Below are 25,228 nucleotides of genomic sequence, written 5' to 3'. Positions count from 1 at the left end.
ATGGTTGATGCTATTCATCGAAAGTGTTTCAACGATACGCTATAACAGTAGTGATAGAAATCAAAAACTCAGTGATAGGATGTGTTGGATGGCTCAAACAGCCTTAGGTTTTGTTAATCAAACTAAACTAACATGAATATATATAAATCAAAGAGTTAAAAATGTAGGAAAATAACAAGATTTAAGAGAATAAACCGTTTTAAACAGACGTTATTTATTATTTATTTTGCTTAAATAACAATAAAAGCAGTTTCAGGCATTTTTACATTGTTTACAGCTAAAAAATAAGTTTCCGCGACAGCACCATGTCAATATGCGAAAGTCAAAAACAAAAAAGGCGCCCAAGGCGCCTTTTTGAAGTTAATTGCTGGGCAATTACTTCTTAGCAAGCACGCTGAAACGCTTGTTGAACTTGTCAATACGACCACCAGTATCAACAACTTTCTGAGTACCAGTGTAGAATGGGTGACATGCACCACATACGTCTAAATGCAAGTCTTTACCAGCAGTAGAATTTACTTTGATGATGTTACCACAAGTACAAGTTGCAGTGATTTCAGCGTAATTTGGGTGAATACCAGTTTTCATTTGGAGTACCTTAAATTGAAGGCCATGTCGCCATCACAACCCGAAGTTGGACACCACATGAAGTTAATAACAATATGTTTTAGGCGCGAGATAATACAGTGTCTAACAAGCCCAGACAAGTAGAATTTATAAACACCCACGCTTTAGTAAACTAACACTACCTCTGCTTGCGCTCAAACGCTTCATAAGTCAGTCGATCTTTATCAGCATTTTGATATTGCTGTAACACCTTGTTTGATGGGCAAACTAAGCGGCTATCAGCCATTAAGAGATAAATTTTCTGCTTAAAGAATGCATTAGGGTTGGCATGGTATATGGCTAACATTGCACCATAGACATTGGTGTTTAGCTGTTGATGATTACGCACTGCAACACGCCACAAATTGTCGTCCAGGCGTTTATCGATTGAGCATTGCTGAGCATTTTGGTTGTCTAACACTTCCACTTTTGCTGTATTGGCGACCACCTCAGCCACATCGGTAACATTGATGCTATTTTTTGTCGTGATTTCAGTATCGATTTGAGTATGGTCGACAGACGAAACCACGGCTTTCGCTGGTGTTATTTGCGGTACTATTTTGGGAACGGCAAGTTTTGGCGCCTGTACTATCGCGCTGGTATGAGTTTGCTGATAGGTCACTAAATCATCAAATCTGACTCTATCAACATCCACATTTTGGTATTTCACTAAAATATTAGCTGGCGGACAACGCAATGAGCTGTCTAACTGCAACAGACTAATTTTGTTTTGATAAAAAGCTTGTGGGTTTGCCTCATACAACGCCAGCATGGCACCATAAATGTTAGAACCCCATTGTTTACGGTATCTAACCGCTATTTTCCATAACGAGTCATTTGGCTGCTTAAGAATATTACAGCCTTCTAGTAACTCTTGAGTGGCTGCTAATACCGGGGTGCTAGCCACTACACGGTTGATTTCTGTAACCTGCGGAGCCGCGATGGACGAAGTAGGTAACTTCATTTTTTTGATGGCAACAGGTTGGTGAGTACTGGCTAGTACAGCTTGATTAAACAACGGCACGGGTGAATATTGTTGCCATTTAGCATTACGGAACTCAGAGACAATCAATGCTGAATCAGGATCACGTAGTTGCTCTTTCCCTGTCAACACAAACACATCGTCACCTTGACGCTGAACATCGAGTTTCTCTAATACAATATTATCTTGATAAATTTGGCGTAAATAAAACGTGAGTCGTGACAGGTCATGATGCTCAGTCACAACATTTACGGTTAGTGTAGGTAGTTGTCCTTGCTCAAAGGCGGCGGTATCAATACTAATATGACTGACTTCTGCAGTGGCTGCAGGTATATAACCCACAGCGAGTAATGCCATTATGGCTAGCATCTTGACGCCTTTCATCAAATCAATCCCTTACTTAAAGCAGCTTAAAAACAACGTAACTCACGTTGTAAATTCATTTAATACAGTCTTTATTATTGTTTATCACTCTCGAGATAATATTGTTGAATTATTTTCACATGGACTTATTTTTGCTTAAATAACCTGTATTAACGCAAACAACTATATAAATTAACATTCGCCGCTGCAACCAATTACTGACCAATGAGAGTAATTACTCAGTACTTTGTTTACCTAAATCACAGTTACAGATTAAATAAGCTATTTAGCAGCATGTTTAGCTTCTATCACTTCGAACACTTTTTTATCAACCGCTTTATTATCATATTGCGCCAATATGTCTGTCGACGGACACACCAATAACGCGTCTTTAAGCAATAAATGAATTTTTTGTTTAGAAAAAGCCAGCATATTGGCCTCAAAAATCGCTAGCATTGCGCCGTAAACACTGGTGTTCCATTGCTCTTTATAGCGTTCAGCGATACGCCATAAAGTATCTGCATTATCTTTAATAATCTGGCAGTTATCGGGCTTTCTTGGCTGTAATAAAGGTTCGCTAACCGTATCTGTTTTAAGCGCGCTTACCGCGACTTGATTGTTATCGCTCGCTTTTACTTGGCGCGGTTTATCTACTGACTGATTACGGGTCATCCGTAACGGCGCAGCCTCAACAAATGCTGCACTATTAAATGACAGTGGTGCATCAAATAATGCTAATACGGCTAATATTACTGCTTTATTTTGCTGGTTTTCAGTAATAACTAACTGCGCAGACCGGTCAGTAACAGACTCTTTACCATTAAGTTGTACTAAAAAACGATTAATGGGTTGGATTGATAATCGTTGTTGTTGCATGTCACCATCAATCTTTTGACGAATATAAAAACTCAGTTGTGACCAATCATCATTTTGCGCCACAACATTCACTTTTAATCGCGGTTGTTCACTTAACTCTGACTGACGACTATTAATACTGACATGATTCACTTGCGCCAATGCTTGTTGAGCATAAACACATAATCCGAAAGCAAAGAATAAGACCTTATAAAGTCTTTTACGCATAACACTTACCCTATCTCTTTGATGACACTTAGAGGTAAACTGATCCACAATCCCTAATAGAATCGAAAAATGTGAAACCCTATGCCCGTGTTTGTTGAAGTCGCCTTACCCGTCCCACTACGCCAAAACTTTAGTTACCGCGTAAAAGACGAGCAACAAACAACGCTGCAAATTGGGTTGCGAGTTAAAGTACCTTTTGGCCGCCAACAACTCATAGGATTAATCACCGCAATCACAGACACTTGTGCGCTAGCACCGCAACAAATTAAATCCGTAACCGCAGTGCTAGATGATGCCCCATTACTGCCCGACTCGCTATATAAATTAACGCTTTGGGCGGCACGATATTATTTTACCTCGCAAGGGCAAATGCTCAGCCAGGCTCTCCCCGTCGCACTGCGTAAAGGCCTCGATGCCACGCCGCTTGCCATGGTTGAATATCATTTAAGCGAGCAAGGCCGTCAAGCAGACTCAAGCGTCCTTAAACGCGCCCCTGCACAAAAAAAACTGTTCGATTTATTGCTCGAAAACCCGTTAACTCAAGATGAATTTACCACCCAGGCGTTAAGTAAATCTGCACTTAAGGCATTGCAAGATAAGCAATGGATTGAACAAAAAAACTCAGTCATTACTCACGACTTGAGCTGGCGTCACAAGCTGCACATGAATGAGTCACCGCACAAATTAAATAAACAGCAAGCGGTAGCGGTTTCTGTCCTTACGCAACAGCAAGGATTTCACTGCACCTTACTAGAAGGTATAACCGGCTCGGGTAAAACCGAAGTCTATTTAACCTTGCTCGAAACCATTTTAAAACAAGGTAAACAAGCCCTGATTTTGGTGCCCGAAATCGGCTTAACCCCACAAACCATTAACCGCTTTAAACGCCGGTTTGACGTTAAAGTTGCGGTAATTCATTCTGGTTTAACCGACAACCAGCGCCTTGAAGCCTGGCGACAAGCTCGCGTGGGTGAAGCGGCAATTATTATTGGTACTCGCTCGGCACTGTTCACCCCAATGGCGTTTCCTGGTCTGATTATTTTAGACGAAGAACACGACAGCAGCTTTAAACAGCAAGAAGGGGTTCGCTACCACGCCCGAGATTTAGCGGTAATGCGCGGTCATTTAGAAGATATTCAAGTGGTGCTTGGCTCGGCAACCCCCTCACTTGAAACCTTACAAAATGCATTGTCTGGCCGTTATCATCATCTTGAGTTAAGCGAGCGTGCTGGCGCGGCGCAAAAAGTAAAACAAGGCATTATCGACATAACCTCGCAGCCCTTAAAAGCCGGTATGTCAGCCTCGTTAATTAACGAAATGCGCATGCACCTTGATGCCGGCAACCAGGTGTTATTGTTTTTAAATCGTCGTGGTTTTGCCCCAGCGTTACTGTGCCACGAATGTGGCCATTTGCATGAGTGCGATCGCTGCGATGCCTTTTTTACCGTACATCAAGGCTTAAACGAAATTTGCTGTCACCACTGCGGTAATCAATATGCCATCCCGAAACAATGCCATCAATGTGGTAGCACCATGTTGATGGGGCACGGCTTAGGCACAGAACAGCTAGAACAAGAGCTGGTTAAACTGTTCCCTAAACATCCGGTTGTGCGCATCGACCGCGACACCACTCGCCGCAAAGGCTCCCTTGAACAACAGTTACAAGGGATTTACATGGGTAAATATAAAATTCTGGTGGGTACCCAAATGCTGGCTAAAGGACATCATTTTCCCGATGTGACATTAGTGGGCTTATTGGATGTAGACGGCGCATTATTCAGTGCCGATTTTCGTGCACCTGAGCGTTTTGGTCAGTTGTACACTCAGGTATCAGGCCGCGCGGGTCGCGCCGATAAACCCGGTAAAGTGTTGTTGCAAACCCATCAAAGTGATAACCCCATTTTGCGCGATTTACTGCAACGGGGCTATGGCGAATTTGCCCGCAGCCAGTTAACTGAGCGTCAACAAGCACTATTGCCACCCGCATGGCACATGGTGTTAATTCGAGCAGAGGCCCACTTAGCTCAAGACGCAGATGCCTTTTTAGCCCAAATAAGTCAGCTGATCCCCCAAGATAAAGATCTTGAAGTTATTGGCCCAATACCTGCGCCATTGGACCGTAAAGCCGGAAAATATCGACGCCAATTAATGCTACAAGCCAAAAGCAGGAATCGGTTACAAAGCGTATTTGAACATGTGTTAACTCACATTGAGCAACTACCTGAGGGTAAACGCTGTCGTTGGACAATAGATAGAGATCCACAAGATTTAATGTAATACCAACCCGATATCATCATTGGTTATAACCTCTGTAATACCGTTCACTGAGATTGTTATGCAGGTTTATGATAAAAAAACCAATATTTCCGCCAAAGCAGATAGCAATTACACCCCATAAACGGCTAAAATACGCGGTTCCGTCATGTCATTCATTTAACGAATTAGTGCAAGCAAACGCCCATGAAATCACATATTGAATCTTTACTAGAACAAACCCTCGAATCTTTTAAACAGCAAGGTATTGTGCCAGCTGATTTTCAAGCGCGCATTCAGGTCGATCGCACTAAAGATAAAAGTCATGGTGACTTAGCGACTAACCTTGCAATGATGCTGACCAAAATAGCAAAAAAGAATCCACGCGAATTAGCCCAATTGATCATCGACAACTTACCGGCGTCATCTCACGTTGCTAAAGTCGAAATTGCTGGTCCAGGATTTATTAACTTTTTTATCGACGACAATGCATTAGCAAATCAGCTACAACAAGCATTTAACGATGACCACTTAGGCGTGACCTTACCGGCTAAGCAAACTATCGTAGTCGATTATTCTTCGCCAAACCTGGCCAAAGAAATGCACGTGGGTCACTTACGCTCAACCATTATTGGTGACAGCGTTGTCCGTGCGCTTGAATTTTTAGGTCATAACGTAATCCGTCAAAACCACGTTGGCGACTGGGGCACACAATTCGGTATGTTACTGGCATACATGGAAGAGTTACGTGCAGCCAATGGCGAACAAGCCAAAATGGAATTGTCTGATCTAGAAAGCTTTTACCGTGCAGCTAAAGTGCGCTTTGACGAATCGACAGAATTTGCTACCCGCGCACGCCAATTAGTGGTTGCCTTACAATCAGGCGATGAATACTGCAATAAACTATGGCGTGAGTTTAACGATATCTCACTCAGCCACTGCCATGACGTATACCAACGTTTAGGTGTGAGCCTAACCCGCGCAGATGTTCACGGCGAAAGTGCTTATAACGCAGACCTGGCTCAGGTAGTTAAAGATTTAGACGCCCAAGGATTATTAAGCGAAAGTAATGGCGCTAAAGTGGTATTCCAGGAAGAGTACCGCACTAAAGAAGGCGAGCCATTACCGGTCATTATTCAAAAAGCAGATGGCGGTTACTTGTATGCCACCTCTGATTTAGCCGCCATGCGTTACCGCTCAAACGTACTTAAAGCCGACCGCGCAATGTACTTTGTTGATTTACGCCAGGCGCTGCATTTCCAGCAAGTGTTTAGCCTTGCCAAGTTAGCAAAATTTGTTCGCCCAGAAATGTCTCTAGAGCACACAGGCTTTGGCACCATGAATGGCGAAGATGGTCGTCCATTTAAAACCCGTTCAGGCGGCGTCGTTAAATTAGTCGACTTATTAGATGAAGCGAACGTGCGTGCACTTGACTTGGTGCGCAGCAAAAATCCAGACATGGACGAAGCAACATTGACTGAAATCGCTCGCGTTGTCGGGATCAGCGCAGTTAAATACGCTGATTTATCTAAAAACCGCACCAGTGATTACATTTTCAGCTTTGAGCAAATGCTAAGCTTTGAAGGAAATACTGCCCCATACTTACTGTATGCCTATACTCGCGTAGCCGGTATTTTCAAGCGTGCTGAAGACATCGATTTAAGCCAGGCTAAAATCGTTCTTGAACACGAAAAAGAAAAAGACCTCGGCACCAAGTTAGCCCAGTTTGGTGAAGTACTTACCCGCATGACAGACAAAGGCTTACCACATGTTCTGTGTGGTTACCTGTATGAGCTTGCAAGCGAGTTTTCAAGTTTTTACGAAGCCTGTCCAGTATTAGCGGCAGACACCGAAGCACAAAAACAAAGCCGTTTATTGTTATCGCAATTAACCGCTAATACGCTAAAAACAGGTTTATCCTTGCTTGGCATTGAAACTTTAGAGCGGATGTAATCATGAGTCGCGACTACGCAAACCGCAAACCTAAAGCAAATAAACCCAGTAAACCCCGTGCGCCAAAGCGTAAAAAAGCGCCTGCGTACAGTTTTCCATATTTGCCTGTATTTGTTGTGTTAGCGCTTGTTGTCGGCTTTGGTTACTTTTTATGGTCAATCAACGGCAGCTCAGAAACGCAAGTCACAGAGCCTGCACAACAACCGAAAAAGAAAACCGCACAAGCCGAAACAGCGCCGACACCTGCGGCCCCAAAAGTGGTTAAGCCAGACCCAAATGCATTACCACCTAAACCGCAAGAACAATGGACCTACCTTGAAGAATTAGAAAACAAGGAAGTTGAAATTGATTTGCCAACAACAGGTGTGGTTTCCAGTGGCATTTATCAAATGCAATGTGGCTCGTTTAGACAAGAGTCGCAAGCCAATGAAATGAAAGCCCGTATTGCGTTTCAAGGGATGGAAGCACAAGTGCGTCGCAGCGAAGGCGCCAACGGTATTTGGTATCGCGTAGTATTAGGGCCTTTCCCGAACAAACGCGAAGCCGAAACCAACCGTCATAAAATGCAAAAGTCAGGCATTAACACCTGCCAAATTTGGTTATGGCAATAACGCTAATCACGTGATAAACGCAACAAACCTTCATTAGCCCTGTCCACTCAAACAGGGCTTTTTTTATGCCATCCTTGATATCTCTTATTTTGACCCCATATCCATTTTAATCATGAATCAACAATTGCATTCGTTGGTGCATTTAAAGAGGATTTACCGTGACTACTATCGTATCCGTACGCCGCAATAACCAAGTTGTCATCGCTGGTGATGGCCAAGTATCTTTAGGCAATACCGTCATGAAAGGCAACGCGCGTAAGGTGCGTCGTTTGTATCATAATAAGGTATTAGCTGGGTTTGCCGGTGGTACAGCCGATGCATTTACTCTTTTTGAGCGCTTTGAAGCCAAGCTCGAAATGCATCAAGGCCACTTATTAAAGTCTGCCGTTGAGCTTGCCAAAGATTGGCGCACCGACAGAATGCTGCGCAAGCTTGAAGCTATGCTTGTGGTAGCTGACACTGAATCATCCTTAATTATTACCGGTAACGGTGATGTAGTACAGCCAGAGCACGACCTCATTGCCATTGGATCGGGCGGCAACTATGCCCAGGCCTCAGCATTAGCACTATTGCAAAATACCGAATTAAGCGCCGAAGAGATTGCAGAAAAATCGCTCACCATTGCTGGCGACATTTGTGTATTCACCAACCAATTTAAAACTATCGAAAAGTTAGACTACTAATTCGAGCGTTAATAAAGGAACAGTTATGTCTGAAATGACTCCACGTGAAATTGTTCACGAACTAGATTCGCATATCATCGGCCAAAAAAATGCCAAACGCTCAGTTGCCGTAGCCTTACGTAACCGCTGGCGTCGTATGCAACTTGAGCCATCATTACGTCATGAAGTGACCCCAAAAAACATTTTAATGATTGGCCCAACCGGTGTCGGTAAAACTGAAATCGCCCGTCGTTTAGCCAAATTAGCTAACGCGCCATTTATTAAGGTAGAAGCGACAAAGTTTACCGAAGTGGGTTATGTCGGTAAAGAAGTTGAACAAATTATCCGTGATTTAACAGACTCAGCGGTTAAAATGACCCGTGAGCTGCAAATGAAAAAATGCCGTCATCGTGCAGAAGAAATGGCCGAAGAGCGCATTTTAGATGCCTTATTACCTAAGGTAAAAGATGACTGGGAAACAGAGAAAAAAGAAGAGTCTAATACTCGCCAAATTTTCCGTAAAAAGCTACGTGAAGGCCAGCTAGACGACAAAGAAATCGAAATCGATGTTGCTGCACCACAGATTGGCGTTGAAATCATGGCCCCTCCGGGCATGGAAGAAATGACCAATCAGCTACAAGGCTTATTCCAAAATCTTGGCCAAAGCACCTCCAAACGCAAAAAGCTTAAGATTAAAGATGCTTACAAACAGCTCGTTGAAGATGAAGCAGCCAAACTCGTCAACCAAGAAGATCTTAAAGAGCAAGCCATCGAGTTGGTTGAACAAAATGGCATTGTGTTTTTAGACGAAATCGACAAAATTTGTAAGCGCGGCGAAAGTTCAGGCCCAGATGTGTCGCGTGAAGGTGTACAACGTGATTTACTGCCATTAGTTGAAGGTTGTACTGTGACCACTAAACACGGCATGGTCAAAACAGATCATATTTTGTTTATTGCATCGGGTGCATTCCAGATGTCAAAACCGTCTGACTTAATCCCTGAGCTGCAAGGCCGTTTACCTATTCGTGTTGAGCTAGATGCCCTCACCGCCGGTGATTTTAAGCGTATCCTCACAGAGCCGCATGCTTCATTAACAGAGCAAATTATTGCACTGATGGGCACCGAAGGCGTCACGATTGAATTTACAGAATCAGGCATTGAGCGCATCGCAGAAGCAGCATGGCAAGTCAATGAGCGCACTGAAAATATCGGTGCACGTCGTTTACACACTGTCATGGAAAAGCTGATGGAAGAGATTTCTTACGACGCCTCTGAAAAGTCAGGCTCAACGTTTGTCATTGATGCGCAATACGTTAACGATCATCTTGATACCCTGGTACAAGATGAAGATTTAAGCCGCTTTATTTTATAAGCACGCGGTAAACGGGTTACCCTTGTCGGTTTATTACCCACGAGGACAACGTGAATGTGTTGATGCGAATCGACATCACGAATGCAGGTTGTAACAATTGGATTAACCGCAAAGTCGCGTATGATGATAATCTGCGATTTAGCGTTAATCCTTTTTTTATAGGTATTCCCATGACCCAATCAACGCCTACTGTTAGCGGCATTAAACTGAAGCGTCAATCTAAGTTATTAGAAGTCACTTTTGATAACGGCCAAACCTACAACATTAGTTGTGAAATGCTCCGCGTATTCTCACCGTCGGCTGAAGTACAGCGTCATGGTAACCCAATCTTAGTCACTCACAAGAAAGCGGTAAACATTACTGCGATTGAGCCCGTAGGCCATTATGCGGTTAAGATTGTCTTTGATGATGGTCACGATACCGGCCTGTATTCCTGGCAGGTGCTATACAATTTATGCAGCAATCAAGCCGAGTTATGGCAGCAGTATTTAGCCAGACTGCGGGCAGAGAAAGGTTCACGCGAACCACTGATTGATATGAATATTAAGTATTCATGATGACGGTACGTTTTAACGATAGACGTTTATTTCAACATTATATTTGCATAAATTTACTCATCGCGATCAGCAATTGACACTCAAACGATTATGATTAGCCATCGTCTTCACTCGTATCGAGGTGTGTATGAAACAGTCAATTCAATTTCCGATGATTAAAGTTATATTGATCGGATTAGCAATTATAAGCTTGAGTGCTTGTGCACCACGAGCTCATAATGGACACGCAAAAGCGCCTACTAATAAAACGACGGTAACTAAAGTGGTCGTTGTTAAACCAGCGGCATATCGCGTCGTTAATGTTAATAGCGTTCATCAAAAGGATGTTATTATCATTCGAAAACGATAAATGACGCTACTATAAGTGCCAGCTATTTTGCTGGCATTGTTGAATGATGGGTATGGTTAATTATCGATGAATATTTAATATTCATTCTTTTTAACAATGGCCTACAGCCACTAACGTCGTGGCGCTTCGCCCACACCAGAGCTAGTGTCAAAGTTACACTTCCAGCAATCAATTTAATCCATATTAATCCCGTCTTCCCGGCAGTGCTTTTGAGCCGGGATCCAGGTGTTTACACTTTTGTCGTTTTGTACTTATGGCCTGCGGCCCCAACAGATTTTCAAACTTCGTTTGAATTAAGATCGCAAGGTTCCACCCTGCACAGGCCAAAATCTTGTTTGAGATATGGCCTGCGGCCACCAACGTCGTGGCGCTTCACCCACACCAGACCAAGAGGAAATCAACGGCTATTCCCTCTTGGAACTCCCAGCCGCCCCGCAACATTTTCGCTATTTACAAAACAATAGCTGCGAAAAGGTCGCCATGGGGATTAATCCAGCTTTTAACTTTATTTGTAGGCTGCTTCGGTCTTATTCGAAAATACTAACGCTTCCGATGGGGCGTCCCTTCCCCTCGAAAGCTAGCCTGACGTCCTGTCAGGCTCACGCTATTTTCTTCAACGTCCTCAATAATATGAAACCTGAAAGTGTTAAATCAGTTATAAGCTTTAAATAACAGGCAGCCATAAATAAAGCTAAATCGAAGAAATAAAAATTTCAGGTGCAGATGAGCCAGCGAGTATCCAAAACATGGATGTTTTGGTTAAGCCCACATGGAAGTGCTTGCGGCGTCTCGCTGGATAATCTGCACGATAGCCTGCGGCAGGCAATTGATTAGATTAAACTATTGGTATACAAAAATTTGAAAAAGTATCACTGACGTTTCGCTAGTAATCTTTAACAATGAATGGCAAATTTAGTAATACTATTTATTTGAGCTTCTATTTTTTAAAAGGACTTAATGCGTGAAAGACATATTCAAAAAAATCACTAAAAATGAGGCAAATAGAGTTATTTTTACATTTACTTTTTTTGTGATTTATCTAATGCTAATTATTCAAAGTATTGAACCGGAAGCTACATTTTTAGCATCCATCGCGAGTGTAACCAGTCTTTTAGGCGGGGTAGCGGCAATATTAGGTAGCATTACGGCTTTTCAAGCTATTCAAATATGGCAACGCCAGATAAAAGCACCTGTGAGATATCAAGCTTTAATTAAAGCTGCACAGCACAAGGATGAACTTAGGGATATGTTTTTACATGCTAAATTTAAAAAATTTTTATGGGAAAACGAACCTGAGCTTCGGGGAGTTAAGAATGACTCTAACCTTAAAAAAATTCTAGATAGCGATCAAAAAGGAAGAGAAAACCTTAAAAGTCAGGAAGATGCAATTTCTAATCAAGTTTTGTTATTCAAGATATCAGCAAAGGAAATTGATTTATTATTTGGCTTAACTTACGAAAAAATAAATGAAACCACATGTATAACTTCAGCTTCAATAATTGAAAATTACATTAATTGTTGTAAAGAACATTTGTTAGATGATACAGGACAGAAAACACTACGGGACTACCAAAATTTTAGTGATAAGCTTTTTAAGTGCTTTGAAGAATATCAAATAAAGCTAACAAAACTTGAAGACCAACTCTGAAGGTGTGTTTAGCGATATAACTGAAATGTCACCACCAACAAAAATGCCAGCATTTCTGCTGGCATTTTTAATTCAACGATTAACTAGTTCAAACTTATACAGCAGATTGGAAAATCACGCTGTCAGCTTTCTTCGTGTAAGAGTCGATTTGATCGAAGTTCAAGTAACGGTATGTATCAGCTGCAGTTGCATCTAATTCTTTCGCGTATTCTTGATACTCTTGTGGAGAAGGTAGACGACCTAACAAGGCTGCTACAGCGGCTAGCTCAGCTGATGCTAAGTAAACGTTTGCGCCAGTACCTAAACGGTTAGGGAAGTTACGCGTTGAAGTTGATACAACGGTTGAACCTTCAGCAACACGAGCCTGGTTACCCATACATAGAGAACAACCAGGGATCTCGATACGAGCACCGACACGGCCGAAGATTGAGTAGTAACCTTCTTCCGTTAACTGGTCGCGGTCCATCTTAGTTGGCGGCGCAATCCATAAACGTGTTGGCAGTGTTTTAGCAAACTTGTCTAACATCTTACCGGTAGCACGGAAGTGACCGATGTTTGTCATACAAGAACCCACGAACACTTCGTCAATCTTAGTTTGTGCAACGCTAGATAATAATACTGCATCATCAGGATCGTTTGGTGCACAAAGGATTGGCTCTTTAATGTCGTTTAAGTCGATTTCGATAATTTCAGCATATTCTGCATCTTTATCAGCTTCCATCAACTCTGGGTTAGCAATCCACTCTTGCATAGCGGTAATACGACGTTCAATAGTACGACGATCGCCATAACCTTCACTGATCATCCACTTTAACATCACGATGTTAGAGTTTAAGTATTCAATGATTGGCTCTTTGTCTAACTTAATAGTACAACCAGCAGCACTTCGTTCTGCAGATGCATCAGACAGTTCGAATGCTTGCTCAACTTTCAGTTTTTCAAGACCTTCGATTTCTAATACACGGCCAGAGAAGGCATTAATTTTGCCTTTTTTCTCAACCGTTAGCAGACCCATTTCAATCGCTTTTAGTGGAATGGCATGTACAAGATCACGCAAGGTGATACCTGGCTGCATGGTGCCTTTAAAGCGAACCAAAATTGACTCAGGCATATCAAGAGGCATTACACCTGTTGCTGCAGCAAATGCCACTAGGCCAGAACCCGCAGGGAACGAAATACCAATTGGGAAACGAGTATGCGAATCACCACCAGTACCTACGGTATCAGGAAGTAGCATACGGTTTAACCAAGAGTGAATAACACCATCACCTGGACGTAATGCTACGCCGCCACGGTTCATGATGAAGTCTGGTAATGTGTGGTGCGTGTCAACGTCAACTGGCTTTGGATAAGCCGCTGTGTGGCAGAATGACTGCATGGTTAAATCAGCACTAAAACCTAAACAGGCTAAGTCTTTTAACTCATCACGTGTCATTGGGCCAGTAGTATCTTGTGAGCCCACAGAGGTCATTTTAGGTTCGCAGTACTGGCCAGGACGAATACCTTTCACGCCACATGCTTTACCAACCATTTTCTGTGCAAGGGTAAAGCCCTTGTTAGTCACAACAACATCTTCAGGACGAACAAATACGTCTGACGCTGGTAACCCTAAGGTTTCACGTGCACGGTCTGTTAGGCCACGACCGATGATCAATGGAATACGACCACCAGCACGAACTTCGTCTAACAATACGTCAGTTTTAAGCTCGAACGTAGAGATAACTTCGTCAGTACCGCCACGCTTAACTTCGCCAGTATATGGATAAATGTCGATAACATCGCCCATTTCCATTTTATCAACGTTTAGCTCAATCGGTAATGCACCCGCATCTTCCATGGTGTTGAAGAAAATCGGCGCAATTTTGTTACCTAAACAGAAACCACCCGCACGCTTGTTAGGCACATAAGGGATATCATCGCCCATGAACCACAATACAGAGTTAGTTGCTGATTTACGTGAAGAACCGGTACCAACAACGTCGCCCACGTATACTAATGGGTGACCTTTCGTTTTAAGCGCTTCGATTTCTTTAATTGGACCCACTTCGCCAGACACGTCAGGTACGATACCGTCACGGGCGTTTTTCAACATAGCAAGTGCATGCAATGGGATATCTGGACGAGACCATGCATCAGGTGCAGGAGACAGGTCATCAGTGTTGGTTTCACCCGCCACTTTAAATACCGTTAATGTCACTTTGTCAGCAAGCTTTGGACGGTTTAAGAACCAGTCTGCATTTGCCCATGACTCAACAACTTGCTTAGCCGACGCATTGCCAGCTTGCATTTTCTCAACCACATCGTGGTATGAGTCAAACATCAGCAAGGTGTTTGATAATGCTTTCACGGCTAATGGCGCTAATGCTGGGTTATCTAATTGAGCGATTAACGGCTCAATGTTGTAACCACCCTGCATAGTACCGAGTAATTCAACAGCACGATCAGCTGATAATATAGGTGATTTTACAGTGCCTTTGGCCACTGCATCTAAGAATGCCGCTTTCACATAGGCAGCTTCATCAACACCTGGTGGAATACGGTTTTCTAATAAGTCGAGGATTAACGCCTCTTCACCCGCAGGTGGAGTCTCAACTAATTTTACTAATTCAGCCACTTGTTGTGCATCTAATGGCTTAGGGACTACACCCTCTGCAGCACGCTCTGCGACGTGTTTACGATATGCTTCTAGCACGGCAACATTCCTCTTTGTTTGACGCCTAACAGCGAAACTCAGCGCACACAATGTTACGCTGATAATTCCACAGGTTCGGGCTTGAAATCCGACATTCAGTATACTACAGCTTTATAAAAGTATGAATCAGCTCACACTGTTAGAGGCATGAAATCAACTCGATTTATCTAGCTATTAATCAATTTAATCGCTCCATGCATAAATTAAAATTAGACAATAGTTTGAAACAGGCTAAAAAACATTTTAATACATCATGTTATGCCATACCCACCGATTAAACTGTGAGCTAAAAAATATCGACTTCATATGATGAAATATTTTTTAAAAAATCATTTTTGATTGTACCAAACCGCCAACATCGCGATAATTAGCATTAAAGTAAATACCTTTGAGGAGTCAGTGCTGTGTCAACCCAAATAAAAGCGGTCATTTTTGATATGGATGGCATTTTAATCGATTCTGAACCCGCCTGGCAGTTAGCCGAACAAACTGTATTGAACAGCTTTGGGCTTAATTTGACTCTTGAAGAAGTTGAACAAACTACCGGACTGCGAATTGATCAGGTTGTGAGTTATTGGTATCAACGCTTTCCTTGGCCAAATTATGATAATACTGCCGCAGCAAATAGAATTGTCAATGAAGTCATTGCGCAGATCAATACTACGGGCAAGCCAATGTTAGGCGTGATTGACTCACTTGAAGCATGCAAGCGACTAGGCCTTAAAATTGGTTTAGCCACATCATCGTCATCGCGAATTATTCACGCCGTTCTCGATAAACTCGCCATTGGCCATTATTTTGAAGCACTTGAGTCTGCTGAGAATTTAGCTTACGGCAAACCGCATCCTGAAGTGTATTTAAATTGCGCTAACGCACTCGGTATTGCACCAAGCCAATGCATTGCCATTGAAGACTCGTTTAATGGCCTTATTGCAGCCCGCGCGGCCACCATGCAAACGGTAGCAATCCCGGCGCCTCATACCGTTAACCAAGCTAAATGGGTAATAGCCCATCATAAGCTAGGTCACGCAGGATTATTACCCGCGTTGCTAGGAGAACTAGGCCGCTAAGCGGATAGTGCGCTTCGCTTCTAGGGCTGACTTCGTCCTGCTAGGGTCAGTTTCGCTGTTAAAATTTTATAGCCTCTAGCAGCGAAGCGCTCTAGCCACTAGGCTTTTTAGCTCGTTAGCCTCTAAGCTTTCGACTTAGATAGACTGCTTAAAAGTTTTTACCTAAAAATAGATAAAATGCCGTGTCTCCGCGATCTGTCACTCCTAAACCAAGTGCTGCCGGCCCCCAGTCAGTGTCAGTCCCCAAGTATAAACTACTGGCGTAAATTAAATCATCTAGGTCCATTTCATCGCGCTCAAACCATACATTACCGCCTTCTAAACTGACACCCAAATACAAAGGTAAATCGGTAATCAGCACATCACGGCCTAGATCATATTGGTAAATGACAGCGCTGAATATTTTATGCGCGCCCACCAGCGTGTCTTTACGGTAACCCGACAAGTTTAAAAAACCGCCTAATTCAGCAACGTGTAAGGTGAAGTTGCCGTCATTTTGGGTAGTAGCCAGCTCAATTTTACCCACAATGGCATGATTACCCAGCTTTAACGCACCTTTCCAGTCGGCTTCAAATTGCCAAGCCAAATCGTCACTAAAAGTATTATCTGCACTTGTTTGACCGCTATAAGATTCATCTCGTAAATAACTGGTAAAAGTAAAACGATTGCCGTCTGTCGGGAAACTAATACTGTTGAGGGTGTCGTAGGTTACTTTTAAATAACCACCTGTTGAATGGTAGTTTATTGAGTTTTGCACGCCAACTTCACTTTTAACCTGGCCATTTTCGCCAACAAAACCCAGTTCTATCACGCCGTCAGAATCATAATTATAACCAATACCCAGTTCTAATTGAGCCACGTTATTTTCCAATAATAAATAGCTACTGTCTTGATCAACTAAGTCCCAGTTACGCATTTGATATTGTAAGCGTGACAGGCTATAAAATGTTTGGTCACGATCCAGAGGTTGATAAAACTCAGTCGCTACAAGTTTGCGATAACCTAGCTCAATTTCATTACGCCACTCGCCACCCATTTGGGTTAAATCAGTCATGGTGTAGGCTAAGCTAAGGGTAATAGCAGAATCTAAACTAAAGTCGTCTTCCCAGTTAAAACCAGCTTGAAAATAATTAGGCCCCCACGACTTAGCGCGAGTGGTAATGGTAATAATTCGGCCTTGTTCAACGTCCTCAAATTCAGCGTCGACTCGTTCAAATTTATTTAAGGCGTATACTCGATTAAGCGCCGCCGCTAAATCTTCTTTGGTGAGTACGTCACCTTTTTTAATGTTTAAGCGCTCACGCAGCAGTTTTTCGCTGACTTTTGATTGATTATCAAAAGCAATTTTATAAATCGGCTTTTTAAGCGGGTCACGCCATAATAGACTTTGTTGCTGTTTATCGGCTTGATAAGCGATATAAGCTGATTCTTTAATCCCCAGTTTTTTAAGCCTATCCAATTGAATATTGGCAGCATCTTCGCCCAATTTTAATGCCAATGGCATAATAGTAAAATCAGTAGTGCTTAACACATCAATGGCAGGACGAATAAGAATGTCGCGTTCTGTGAGGAGTGTTTTTTGGCGGGCTGTGCTGGCTTGCGTCAAAATGGTCGAGAGTTGCTCTAACACGGCTACGGTACTGTCTAATCTATCTTGGCCAACTAATGGCGAACCAATATCGACCGCGATAACAATATCGGCACCCATGGCTTTGACCACATCAACCGGCATGTTGTTGGCGATACCGCCATCAACCAATAAACGACCGTCAATGATAGCCGGTTGCAGCGCGCCAGGTACGGTTGCTGATGCTTGCATCGCTTGTACCACACTGCCACTAGATAACACGACCGCCTCGCTTGTAGCGAGATCGGTTGCAACTGCACGGTAGGGAATGGCGAGATCGTCAAAGTCACCAAATTGTTCCACTAAGTCAGTAGAATGCCGTAATAGTAACGACATGCTTTGGCCACGCAATAAGCCGCTTGGCGAGGTTAAGCTGTTGTCGTTATAACCAACGGTTAATGGAATATTGAATTGGTCGCGTTGTTGCTTATCGCGGTAGCTTAAACTCTCACGTGGAATCGTGTCAGAATAGCCTTTAGACCATTCGCCTTTAAGCATGATGTGTTCTATTTGCTCGGCGCTATAACCGAGCGCATACATGCCAGCGACATAGGCACCAATACTGGTTCCAGCAATGTAGTCGACAGGGATGCGGTGTTTTTCAAGCACCTTTAACACACCAATATGCGCGGTTCCTTTTGCGCCACCACCACTGAGCACGAGGCCAATAGTGGGTCTTTCTTTTGCTGTTTTAGGTGCTGCTATTGCGGGTTGTAACACCACACTAAAGCAGAGGCAGCTCAGCAAAAACCAGCTTAGCTGATTAAGGCGCAAAATTGTTTGCATAAATCATTCCGCAATTAAGTAAAAACAACGCATTCTAACAAAATCTAACCAATACCCAAATTAATTGACTCGGGCTAAGTCATTAATATGACTTATTGAAATAAGCACCACTCAATGGCTATTGGTATTGCTTCATATGTTGTTCAAGTTCGGCTTTGGGCATAGGTTTCGCAAAGTAATACCCCTGAATAATATGACAGCCACGCTGAACGACTTGAGCTAATTGCTCGGGCGTCTCTACGCCTTCTGCAATCACCTCTAACGATAAGTTACGAGCCAATTCAATGATACTGCTCACAATCGCCTGGTCGGCCTGATTTTGGTCAATATGAATCAAGAAGGACCGGTCAATTTTTAAGGTGTTCACTTTAAACGAACGCAAATACGCCAATGATGAATAGCCTGTACCAAAATCGTCTATGGCAACATCAATGCCGAGTTGTTTTAACGCTAATAAGTGTTGGGTGGCTATTTCGATCTCTTTCATCAACACCCCTTCAGTAATTTCAACTGATAGGCATTTAGCTGGCATGCCCGTTTTATGGAGTGTTGCAGTTAAAAAATCGATGAAGTCCGGTTGTCTGAAATGCATGGCAGACACGTTGACCGACACAAGTAAATCTTGCTGAACATCACGACACCAGCGGGCGCCATCAATACAGGCTTGAGTTAATACCCAGCGGTCAATTTCAACGATTAGTCCACACGACTCCGCAATACCGATAAACACATCGGGACGCACCAAACCATCTACTGGGTGACGCCAACGAATTAACGCTTCTACACCAGCAAGACGGTTCAACTCAACATTAACTTGTGGTTGGTAGTGGATCTCAAACTCGTTACAGGCAATGGCTTTATGTAAGTCAGCCTCTAAGCGTAAATGGTAGAGAGCTTCTGCATTGCGCTCGGCCGAGTAGTATTGAAAATTGCCTCTGCCTTCCTCCTTGGCATGATACATCGCCAAGTCGGCATTTTTTATCAGCGTTTCGGGGGTTTGATCATCACCAGACCAAATACTAATGCCAATACTGGTTGAGATAAAAAACTCTCGGCCATAGAGTTTAAACGGCAACTCTATTTGTTGTAATAACTGTTTAGCAATATGATTGATAGTGTCGATATCTTTTGCGTCGCGCAGCAAGATAACAAACTCATCACCACCAAAACGGCATAATAGGTGTTCTTCCGATAAACAAGCCTGTAACCTGCTAGCGGCTTCTACAAGCAATGCATCACCCATACCATGGCCATATGAATCATTAACATGCTTAAAACGGTCTAAATCTAAAAACAGCAAAGCCAGCGTTTCGCCATGTTGTTTTGCAGTCTCGATCACCTGCCCTAGGCGTCGAGAAAACATCGACCGATTAGCAAGCCCGGTAAGCATGTCATTATTTGCCAAACGACGAAGGTGCTGTTCATTGTGTTTACGCTCTGTAATATCAGAAAACACCACCACGTAATGCAATGACTCAGCATTACCATTAGCCATGGTTGATACATTCATCCACACCGGACAACGGCTACCATCAATACAGTAAAACTCACTTTCCCCGGTCCAGAAGCGCTCTTTATCAAACACATCCTCCATGTCAAAAGGCTCAACGGTTGTCGCAACCAAATCGACAAAGGGTTTACCGGCTAAATCTCGCTTGTGCGCAGCCAGAATTAAGTTTGCCGCCGCATTACTGATTTTAATGTTTTTATTCACATCTAAAATCAACATCCCTTCGGACGTGTTTTCAAATGCTTGAGCCAGTAAGTTTACTTCACTTTCAAGCATCTTCTGTTGAGTAATATCAGTGTACATCCCCGCGGCATGGATTAACGTCTGATCATTAGGTGAAACCTCAAGCGAGCGACCTTTAATGCGTAACCAGTGCCATTGGTTATCGTGTGAGTTTTGATATCGATATTCAACATCAATCATGTCGGTTTTACCAGTGGCCAAATCACCCCAGGCCTCTTTGAGATGAGTGATATCATCGAGATGCACTTTAATGTCTTGCAGTTTAATTTTCAAAAATTGCATAGGCCCCAGAACACCACCACGGTTATCAAGAGACAAAATTTGGGTGTTGCTGTGCCATTCCCACAGATCGGAGTCACTGCCTTTCAATGCTTGTTGTAAACGCTCGTCACTTTGCACTAATGCAGCATTGATTTTCTTAAAGCGGTTAACTTGCCGTTGCCTATACAGCAACAGCATCACCGCCAATAATAATGCGATAAAGAGCAACGCGCCTTTAAATTGCTGCGACTTCCACCAAAACTGTTTTACCGAAAAAGCATACTGAAAAGGTTCGCTTGACCATACACCGTTGCGTTTGTATAACAGTTCTAAGGTGTAATCACCCGCACTCAAACCAGTCACGTTTATCTGTGATTGGCCCTCTAACAAGACATAATTACCCGCTTCTACCCCCTCTTTGACTAATCGATACTGCAATGTCATTGGGGTGTCGTCTAAATAATCCGAAATAGAGATATGAAAACTAATCAAGCTAGCACCTGGGTCAACCTGGGCTAATTGGCTGGGGATTAAATACACTGCGGTGTTGTCATCGTAATATACTGATACTGATTCGAGGATGACTTTATCGTTAATTGTGCGAGGCGTTAACGTATCTAAATCAATCAACATGGCACCGTCGGGAGTACCGATAAAAAAGCCTTTGCTGGGATCGTAAAACTTAGCAGATTCATTAAATTCGTCCGAAATAAAGCCGTCTTTATGACTAAACGATTTGACCTTGCCTGTATCCTTATTGATTTTAACCAGCGCGCTTGCACATCCAACAATATGATCGGTAGCCGTATCTTGTAAAAAATAAACTACTTTACAATCGATTTTCCATTGTTGGTCCAATGATTTGGTTGCGTTGGTTTGGGTGTTAAGTTCTATAATCCCCTGCTGCGTTGTTGCAAGCCAGAGAATATTTGGTGCAACTTGCAATAGAGAGTTAACCATCGGCTTGTTTTCTAATTCCCCAAAGATATCTAATTGCGAACGATAAACACCACTTGCATCGACATAACCAAAATTCCTCCCCCCTGTGATCCATAACCTGTCTTGATCATCTCGTAAAAAGTCACTGTACCAGGTATTAGAAGGTTGATTATTGGTATCAAACAATGATTCGAGAACTAAATCATCATTACCCTCCTGCCAATAATAAAGCCCCTTGTTTGTACCAATCCATAACCTCTGCGGGATTAGCGGGTCACGATACAGCTTAATGATAACTTTACCGTCTAACGACTCTTTCCCACCGCTCCAAGTTGCAAAGTCAGTGCCCGCATAGGTGGATTTGTCCACTACGTATAGCCCACTTGTAGTACCTAATACCATAAAATCGTCATTCAATGATGCCAGTGTGTAAATGCTATCACTGATTTTTAAGCCTGATGGGATAACCGTTGTCGATGCTTTTTTTCCATCGATAACAGATAAACGGCCATCTGTACCAAGCCATATTTTTTCACCTTCGATGTAAATAGACCAAACCATTTCATTTGCCAGTTGGTATGGCGATTTACTTGTGTACTTTTCAAGGAGAAATGCCGGTTTTCCCGCAACGACAGCTAAGCCATCGCCAGAACCACCTACCCACACCAAACCATCGGAATCGACAGCAATGTCATGAATGTAATCAATATTGGCTTTTTGCTTCAACTCATCTTTAAAAATAGTGATTTTATTGTTGTGCTGCTCCCACAAGATCAATCCACTACGACTGGAAATCCACAAATCGCCGTTAAGGTCCTCTGTCATTTGCTCGACAAAATAGGGGAATTCTTTCACTGATTTTACGGTTAATGAATCAGCAAACAGCTGATACAAACCGTTTGATGTAAGCAACCACACTCGTTGCTGTTTATCTTGGAATATTTTTTTTATTAGGCCGTTTTGATCTGTCCAAGGGAAATCGCCAAAAAAAGTGCCATCAGCAAGGTGGAGTTGCAGCTGATTTTTAGTCGAAAAAAGATATTGCCCATCATGCAGTTGCAAGGCATTTAACCAGATTAAATCAGGATTTAAATTGTGCTTTGTGGATAACGTGAGTGATTGTGTTGCATCGTCAAAGTAATAAACTCGACCAGAATTGCCAAGCAATAACAATTGATTATCCAATTGACGCTGATATGCAACGACGTGAATACTCTGATTGACCTCTGAAACATGCTTAACTTCAGGCCTAAGCAGCAAACTAAATTGATTGTCGAGGATACTGTATAAATACAGCGAAGATTGGGTGCCAATTAGTAAGTGGTCAGGCCCGGAGTTTATCACCGAGGTGATCAGCTCATCGTCTAATACCGAGTCAAAGCCAACCTTGTCAATGCGTCTTACTTTGCTGTTACTGACGCGGTAAAGCCCTTCTTGAGTCGCAAGCCACACATAGCCATAACGGTCAAAACTGATATCTTGAATTCTGGCGTTAGCTAAGCCATCTTTTGCGTTAAATACCCGCTGAACAATGTCAGCTCCGTGCGCAGGCACAAGCGCTAAAATAAGTAGCGTCAAACAACTTAAATAATAAGTGACCGCTTTGATCATAAGTTCCGTCTTATCCTAAATGATAACCACAGGCATTAACGCCTAAAGATATACCCACACTCACGTCGAAACAAAATCCAGCGAGAGCGAATAATAAATCATGCACAAATAATATTATTTTTATTCCTATATTATTAATGTTTTATCATTAATGGCTTAGCAAAGTCACCTGTTAAATTGCTTAAAAGCCCATCTCACTGACTTGTCGCTGATATAGAAAAAAACCTTATAGATATTAGTGTTACGTGCGGTATTTAAGTAACCAGTTATATTCATTGGGTTATCGCTGTGATAAACACTTCCCAAGGTGCAAATTGATATAATTAGTTTGCCTTTATCACATCAAACTTATACAGCTAGCAAGGACATCTCATAAGCGATGTAACATCTAGGCGATTTGCAATAACATTGATAAAGCCTAGACCAGCCAGGCTTGGGTTAACAATAAAATGAATGCCGCTTAATTGGTATTATCACCCTATTGATTTGCCCATATTGTTATTCACAGTGATAAGCCTAGTCTAAAACCTAAAAAAAAATCAAAAAAAAGCACCCCATTTATGGAGTGCCTTAATTCGCTTATGATAACGCGATATTACTTCTTCTTAACCGCTTTAGGGTTAGGCAAGTCAGTAATAGAACCTTCATATAGTTCAGCCGCTAAACCAACTGATTCATGTAAGGTTGGGTGTGCATGAATGGTTAATGCTAAATCTTCAGCATCACAACCCATTTCAATCGCCAGGCCGATTTCACCGAGTAATTCACCACCGTTAACGCCAACAATAGCACCACCAATAACACGGTGAGTTTCTTTGTCGAAAATTAACTTGGTCATACCTTCGCTACAATCTGATGCGATTGCGCGGCCACTTGCTGCCCATGGGAAAGTCGCAGTTTCGTAAGCAACACCTTGCTCTTTTGCTTCTTTCTCAGTTAAACCCACCCATGCTACTTCTGGGTCAGTATAAGCAATCGAAGGAATTACTTTTGGATCGAAGTAGTGCTTCATACCGGCAATCACTTCAGCCGCTACGTGGCCTTCATGTACACCTTTGTGAGCCAACATTGGTTGACCAACGATGTCGCCGATAGCATAAATGTGCGGTACGTTAGTGCGTAATTGCTTGTCTACGTTGATAAAGCCACGCTCATCAACATTAACACCCGCTTTTTCAGCAGCAATTAACTTGCCGTTTGGTGAACGGCCAATCGCCACTAATACTGCATCGTAACGTACAGGTTCTGCTGGCGCGCTCTTGCCTTCCATTGTGACGTAAATGCCGTCTTCTTTGGCTTCTACTGCAGTCACTTTCGTTTCAAGGATTAAGTTAAACTTCTTCTTGATTTGCTTAGTGAATACACGAACGATATCTTTATCAGCTGCAGGAATGACTTGGTCAAACATTTCAACCACGTCAATTTCACTGCCAAGAGACGAGTAAACAGTACCCATTTCTAGACCAATGATACCACCGCCCATCACCAATAACTTACCAGGCACTTCTTTCAATTCTAGTGCGTCAGTCGAATCCCAAATACGTGGGTCTTCGTGCGGAATAAATGGCAGTTTGATTGGACGAGAACCGGCAGCAATAATCGCTTGTTCAAACTGAACAACAGTGACAGTGCCATCTTCAGCGGTGACTTCAAGGCTGTTAGGGCCAGTGAATTTACCAAAGCCGTTAACCACATTAACTTTACGCATTTTAGACATTCCGCCTAATCCGCCCGTTAACTGACTAACCACTTTTTCTTTAAAGCCACGTAATTTTTCTAAATCGATTGTTGGCTCACCAAATACCACACCGTGACTGGCAGCTGATTTAGCTTCTTCAATCACTTTAGCAATGTGTAGCAATGCTTTAGATGGGATACAACCTACGTTCAAACATACACCACCTAGGGTGCTAAAACGTTCAACGATAATGGTATCTAAACCTAAATCAGCGGCACGGAATGCTGCTGAATAGCCTGCAGGGCCAGATCCTAATACAACTACCTGAGTTTTAATTTCGTTACTCATGTTTTCCTCTATTCTTTTGCATAT

General features: G+C 42.7%; 15 protein-coding genes. 8 read left to right on the top strand and 7 right to left on the bottom strand.

The annotated features are described in order from the left end of the window. Window positions 1–375: 375 nt before the first annotated feature. From rpmE to GQA99_RS09085, 3 genes are all read right to left on the bottom strand, one after another. Window positions 376–588, bottom strand: a complete 213-nt coding sequence (rpmE, locus tag GQA99_RS09095) for a 50S ribosomal protein L31 (protein WP_160053579.1) — start codon at window positions 586–588, stop codon at window positions 376–378. A 157-nt stretch (window positions 589–745) separates the two neighbouring features. Continuing rightward, complete coding sequence (locus GQA99_RS09090) at window positions 746–1,957, bottom strand: hypothetical protein (RefSeq protein ID WP_160053578.1); 1,212 nt, start codon at window positions 1,955–1,957, stop codon at window positions 746–748. A gap of 276 nt (window positions 1,958–2,233) precedes the next feature. Continuing rightward, window positions 2,234–3,034, bottom strand: a complete 801-nt coding sequence (locus GQA99_RS09085; RefSeq protein WP_160053577.1) for a FimV/HubP family polar landmark protein — start codon at window positions 3,032–3,034, stop codon at window positions 2,234–2,236. Window positions 3,035–3,115: 81 nt separating this feature from the next. Between GQA99_RS09085 and priA the strand changes: the two genes are divergently transcribed. The 7 genes from priA to GQA99_RS09050 all read left to right on the top strand — a co-directional run bounded on the left by priA (window position 3,116) and on the right by GQA99_RS09050 (window position 12,439). Then, window positions 3,116–5,311, top strand: a complete 2,196-nt coding sequence (gene priA, locus GQA99_RS09080; protein ID WP_160053576.1) for a primosomal protein N' — start codon at window positions 3,116–3,118, stop codon at window positions 5,309–5,311. A 183-nt stretch (window positions 5,312–5,494) separates the two neighbouring features. Next, complete coding sequence (argS, locus tag GQA99_RS09075) at window positions 5,495–7,240, top strand: arginine--tRNA ligase (RefSeq protein WP_160053575.1); 1,746 nt, start codon at window positions 5,495–5,497, stop codon at window positions 7,238–7,240. Between the two features lie 2 nt (window positions 7,241–7,242). Further along, entirely contained in the window at window positions 7,243–7,851 is a 609-nt protein-coding gene (locus GQA99_RS09070) for an SPOR domain-containing protein (protein ID WP_160053574.1), read from the top strand. Between the two features lie 158 nt (window positions 7,852–8,009). Then, a complete protein-coding gene (gene hslV / locus GQA99_RS09065; RefSeq protein ID WP_160053573.1) occupies window positions 8,010–8,534 on the top strand; it encodes an ATP-dependent protease subunit HslV in 525 nt (174 codons plus the stop codon). A gap of 25 nt (window positions 8,535–8,559) precedes the next feature. Beyond that, entirely contained in the window at window positions 8,560–9,885 is a 1,326-nt protein-coding gene (hslU, locus tag GQA99_RS09060; RefSeq protein ID WP_160053572.1) for an ATP-dependent protease ATPase subunit HslU, read from the top strand. A gap of 170 nt (window positions 9,886–10,055) precedes the next feature. Continuing rightward, entirely contained in the window at window positions 10,056–10,442 is a 387-nt protein-coding gene (locus GQA99_RS09055) for a gamma-butyrobetaine hydroxylase family protein (RefSeq protein ID WP_160053571.1), read from the top strand. Between the two features lie 1,310 nt (window positions 10,443–11,752). Then, window positions 11,753–12,439: a tetratricopeptide repeat protein gene (locus GQA99_RS09050; protein WP_160053570.1), complete on the top strand. Its 687-nt coding sequence runs from the start codon at window positions 11,753–11,755 to the stop codon at window positions 12,437–12,439. 94 nt (window positions 12,440–12,533) lie between these two features. Here GQA99_RS09050 and acnB read toward each other — a convergent pair whose 3' ends face one another. Next, the gene (gene acnB, locus GQA99_RS09045) at window positions 12,534–15,131 is read right to left on the bottom strand and encodes a bifunctional aconitate hydratase 2/2-methylisocitrate dehydratase (RefSeq protein WP_160053569.1); all 2,598 of its coding nucleotides are present in this window, start codon (window positions 15,129–15,131) and stop codon (window positions 12,534–12,536) included. Between the two features lie 404 nt (window positions 15,132–15,535). Here acnB and hxpB point away from each other — a divergent pair, with 404 nt between their 5' ends. Further along, window positions 15,536–16,201, top strand: a complete 666-nt coding sequence (gene hxpB / locus GQA99_RS09040; protein WP_160053568.1) for a hexitol phosphatase HxpB — start codon at window positions 15,536–15,538, stop codon at window positions 16,199–16,201. Window positions 16,202–16,349: 148 nt separating this feature from the next. Here hxpB and GQA99_RS09035 read toward each other — a convergent pair whose 3' ends face one another. The 3 genes from GQA99_RS09035 to lpdA form a co-directional block, all read right to left on the bottom strand. After that, on the bottom strand, window positions 16,350–18,614 hold the full coding sequence (locus tag GQA99_RS09035; RefSeq protein WP_160053567.1) for a patatin-like phospholipase family protein: 2,265 nt from the start codon (window positions 18,612–18,614) through the stop codon (window positions 16,350–16,352). A 118-nt stretch (window positions 18,615–18,732) separates the two neighbouring features. Continuing rightward, entirely contained in the window at window positions 18,733–23,178 is a 4,446-nt protein-coding gene (locus GQA99_RS09030; protein WP_160053566.1) for an EAL domain-containing protein, read from the bottom strand. A 595-nt stretch (window positions 23,179–23,773) separates the two neighbouring features. Continuing rightward, entirely contained in the window at window positions 23,774–25,204 is a 1,431-nt protein-coding gene (lpdA, locus tag GQA99_RS09025; protein ID WP_160053565.1) for a dihydrolipoyl dehydrogenase, read from the bottom strand. Window positions 25,205–25,228 lie beyond the last annotated feature (24 nt).

It is taken from the genome of Shewanella litoralis (assembly GCF_009828585.1).
Classification (GTDB): Bacteria; Pseudomonadota; Gammaproteobacteria; order Enterobacterales; family Shewanellaceae; genus Shewanella; species Shewanella litoralis.
This window is presented reverse-complemented; position numbering and strand designations above follow the sequence as displayed.

Coding starts and splice junctions, on each gene's coding strand:
- rpmE (WP_160053579.1), bottom strand. CDS start 588: ATGAAAACTGGTATTCACCCAAATTACGCTGAAATCACTGCAACTTGT.
- GQA99_RS09090 (WP_160053578.1), bottom strand. CDS start 1,957: ATGCTAGCCATAATGGCATTACTCGCTGTGGGTTATATACCTGCAGCC.
- GQA99_RS09085 (WP_160053577.1), bottom strand. CDS start 3,034: ATGCGTAAAAGACTTTATAAGGTCTTATTCTTTGCTTTCGGATTATGT.
- priA (WP_160053576.1), top strand. CDS start 3,116: ATGCCCGTGTTTGTTGAAGTCGCCTTACCCGTCCCACTACGCCAAAAC.
- argS (WP_160053575.1), top strand. CDS start 5,495: ATGAAATCACATATTGAATCTTTACTAGAACAAACCCTCGAATCTTTT.
- GQA99_RS09070 (WP_160053574.1), top strand. CDS start 7,243: ATGAGTCGCGACTACGCAAACCGCAAACCTAAAGCAAATAAACCCAGT.
- hslU (WP_160053572.1), top strand. CDS start 8,560: ATGTCTGAAATGACTCCACGTGAAATTGTTCACGAACTAGATTCGCAT.
- GQA99_RS09055 (WP_160053571.1), top strand. CDS start 10,056: ATGACCCAATCAACGCCTACTGTTAGCGGCATTAAACTGAAGCGTCAA.
- GQA99_RS09035 (WP_160053567.1), bottom strand. CDS start 18,614: ATGCAAACAATTTTGCGCCTTAATCAGCTAAGCTGGTTTTTGCTGAGC.
- GQA99_RS09030 (WP_160053566.1), bottom strand. CDS start 23,178: ATGATCAAAGCGGTCACTTATTATTTAAGTTGTTTGACGCTACTTATT.
- lpdA (WP_160053565.1), bottom strand. CDS start 25,204: ATGAGTAACGAAATTAAAACTCAGGTAGTTGTATTAGGATCTGGCCCT.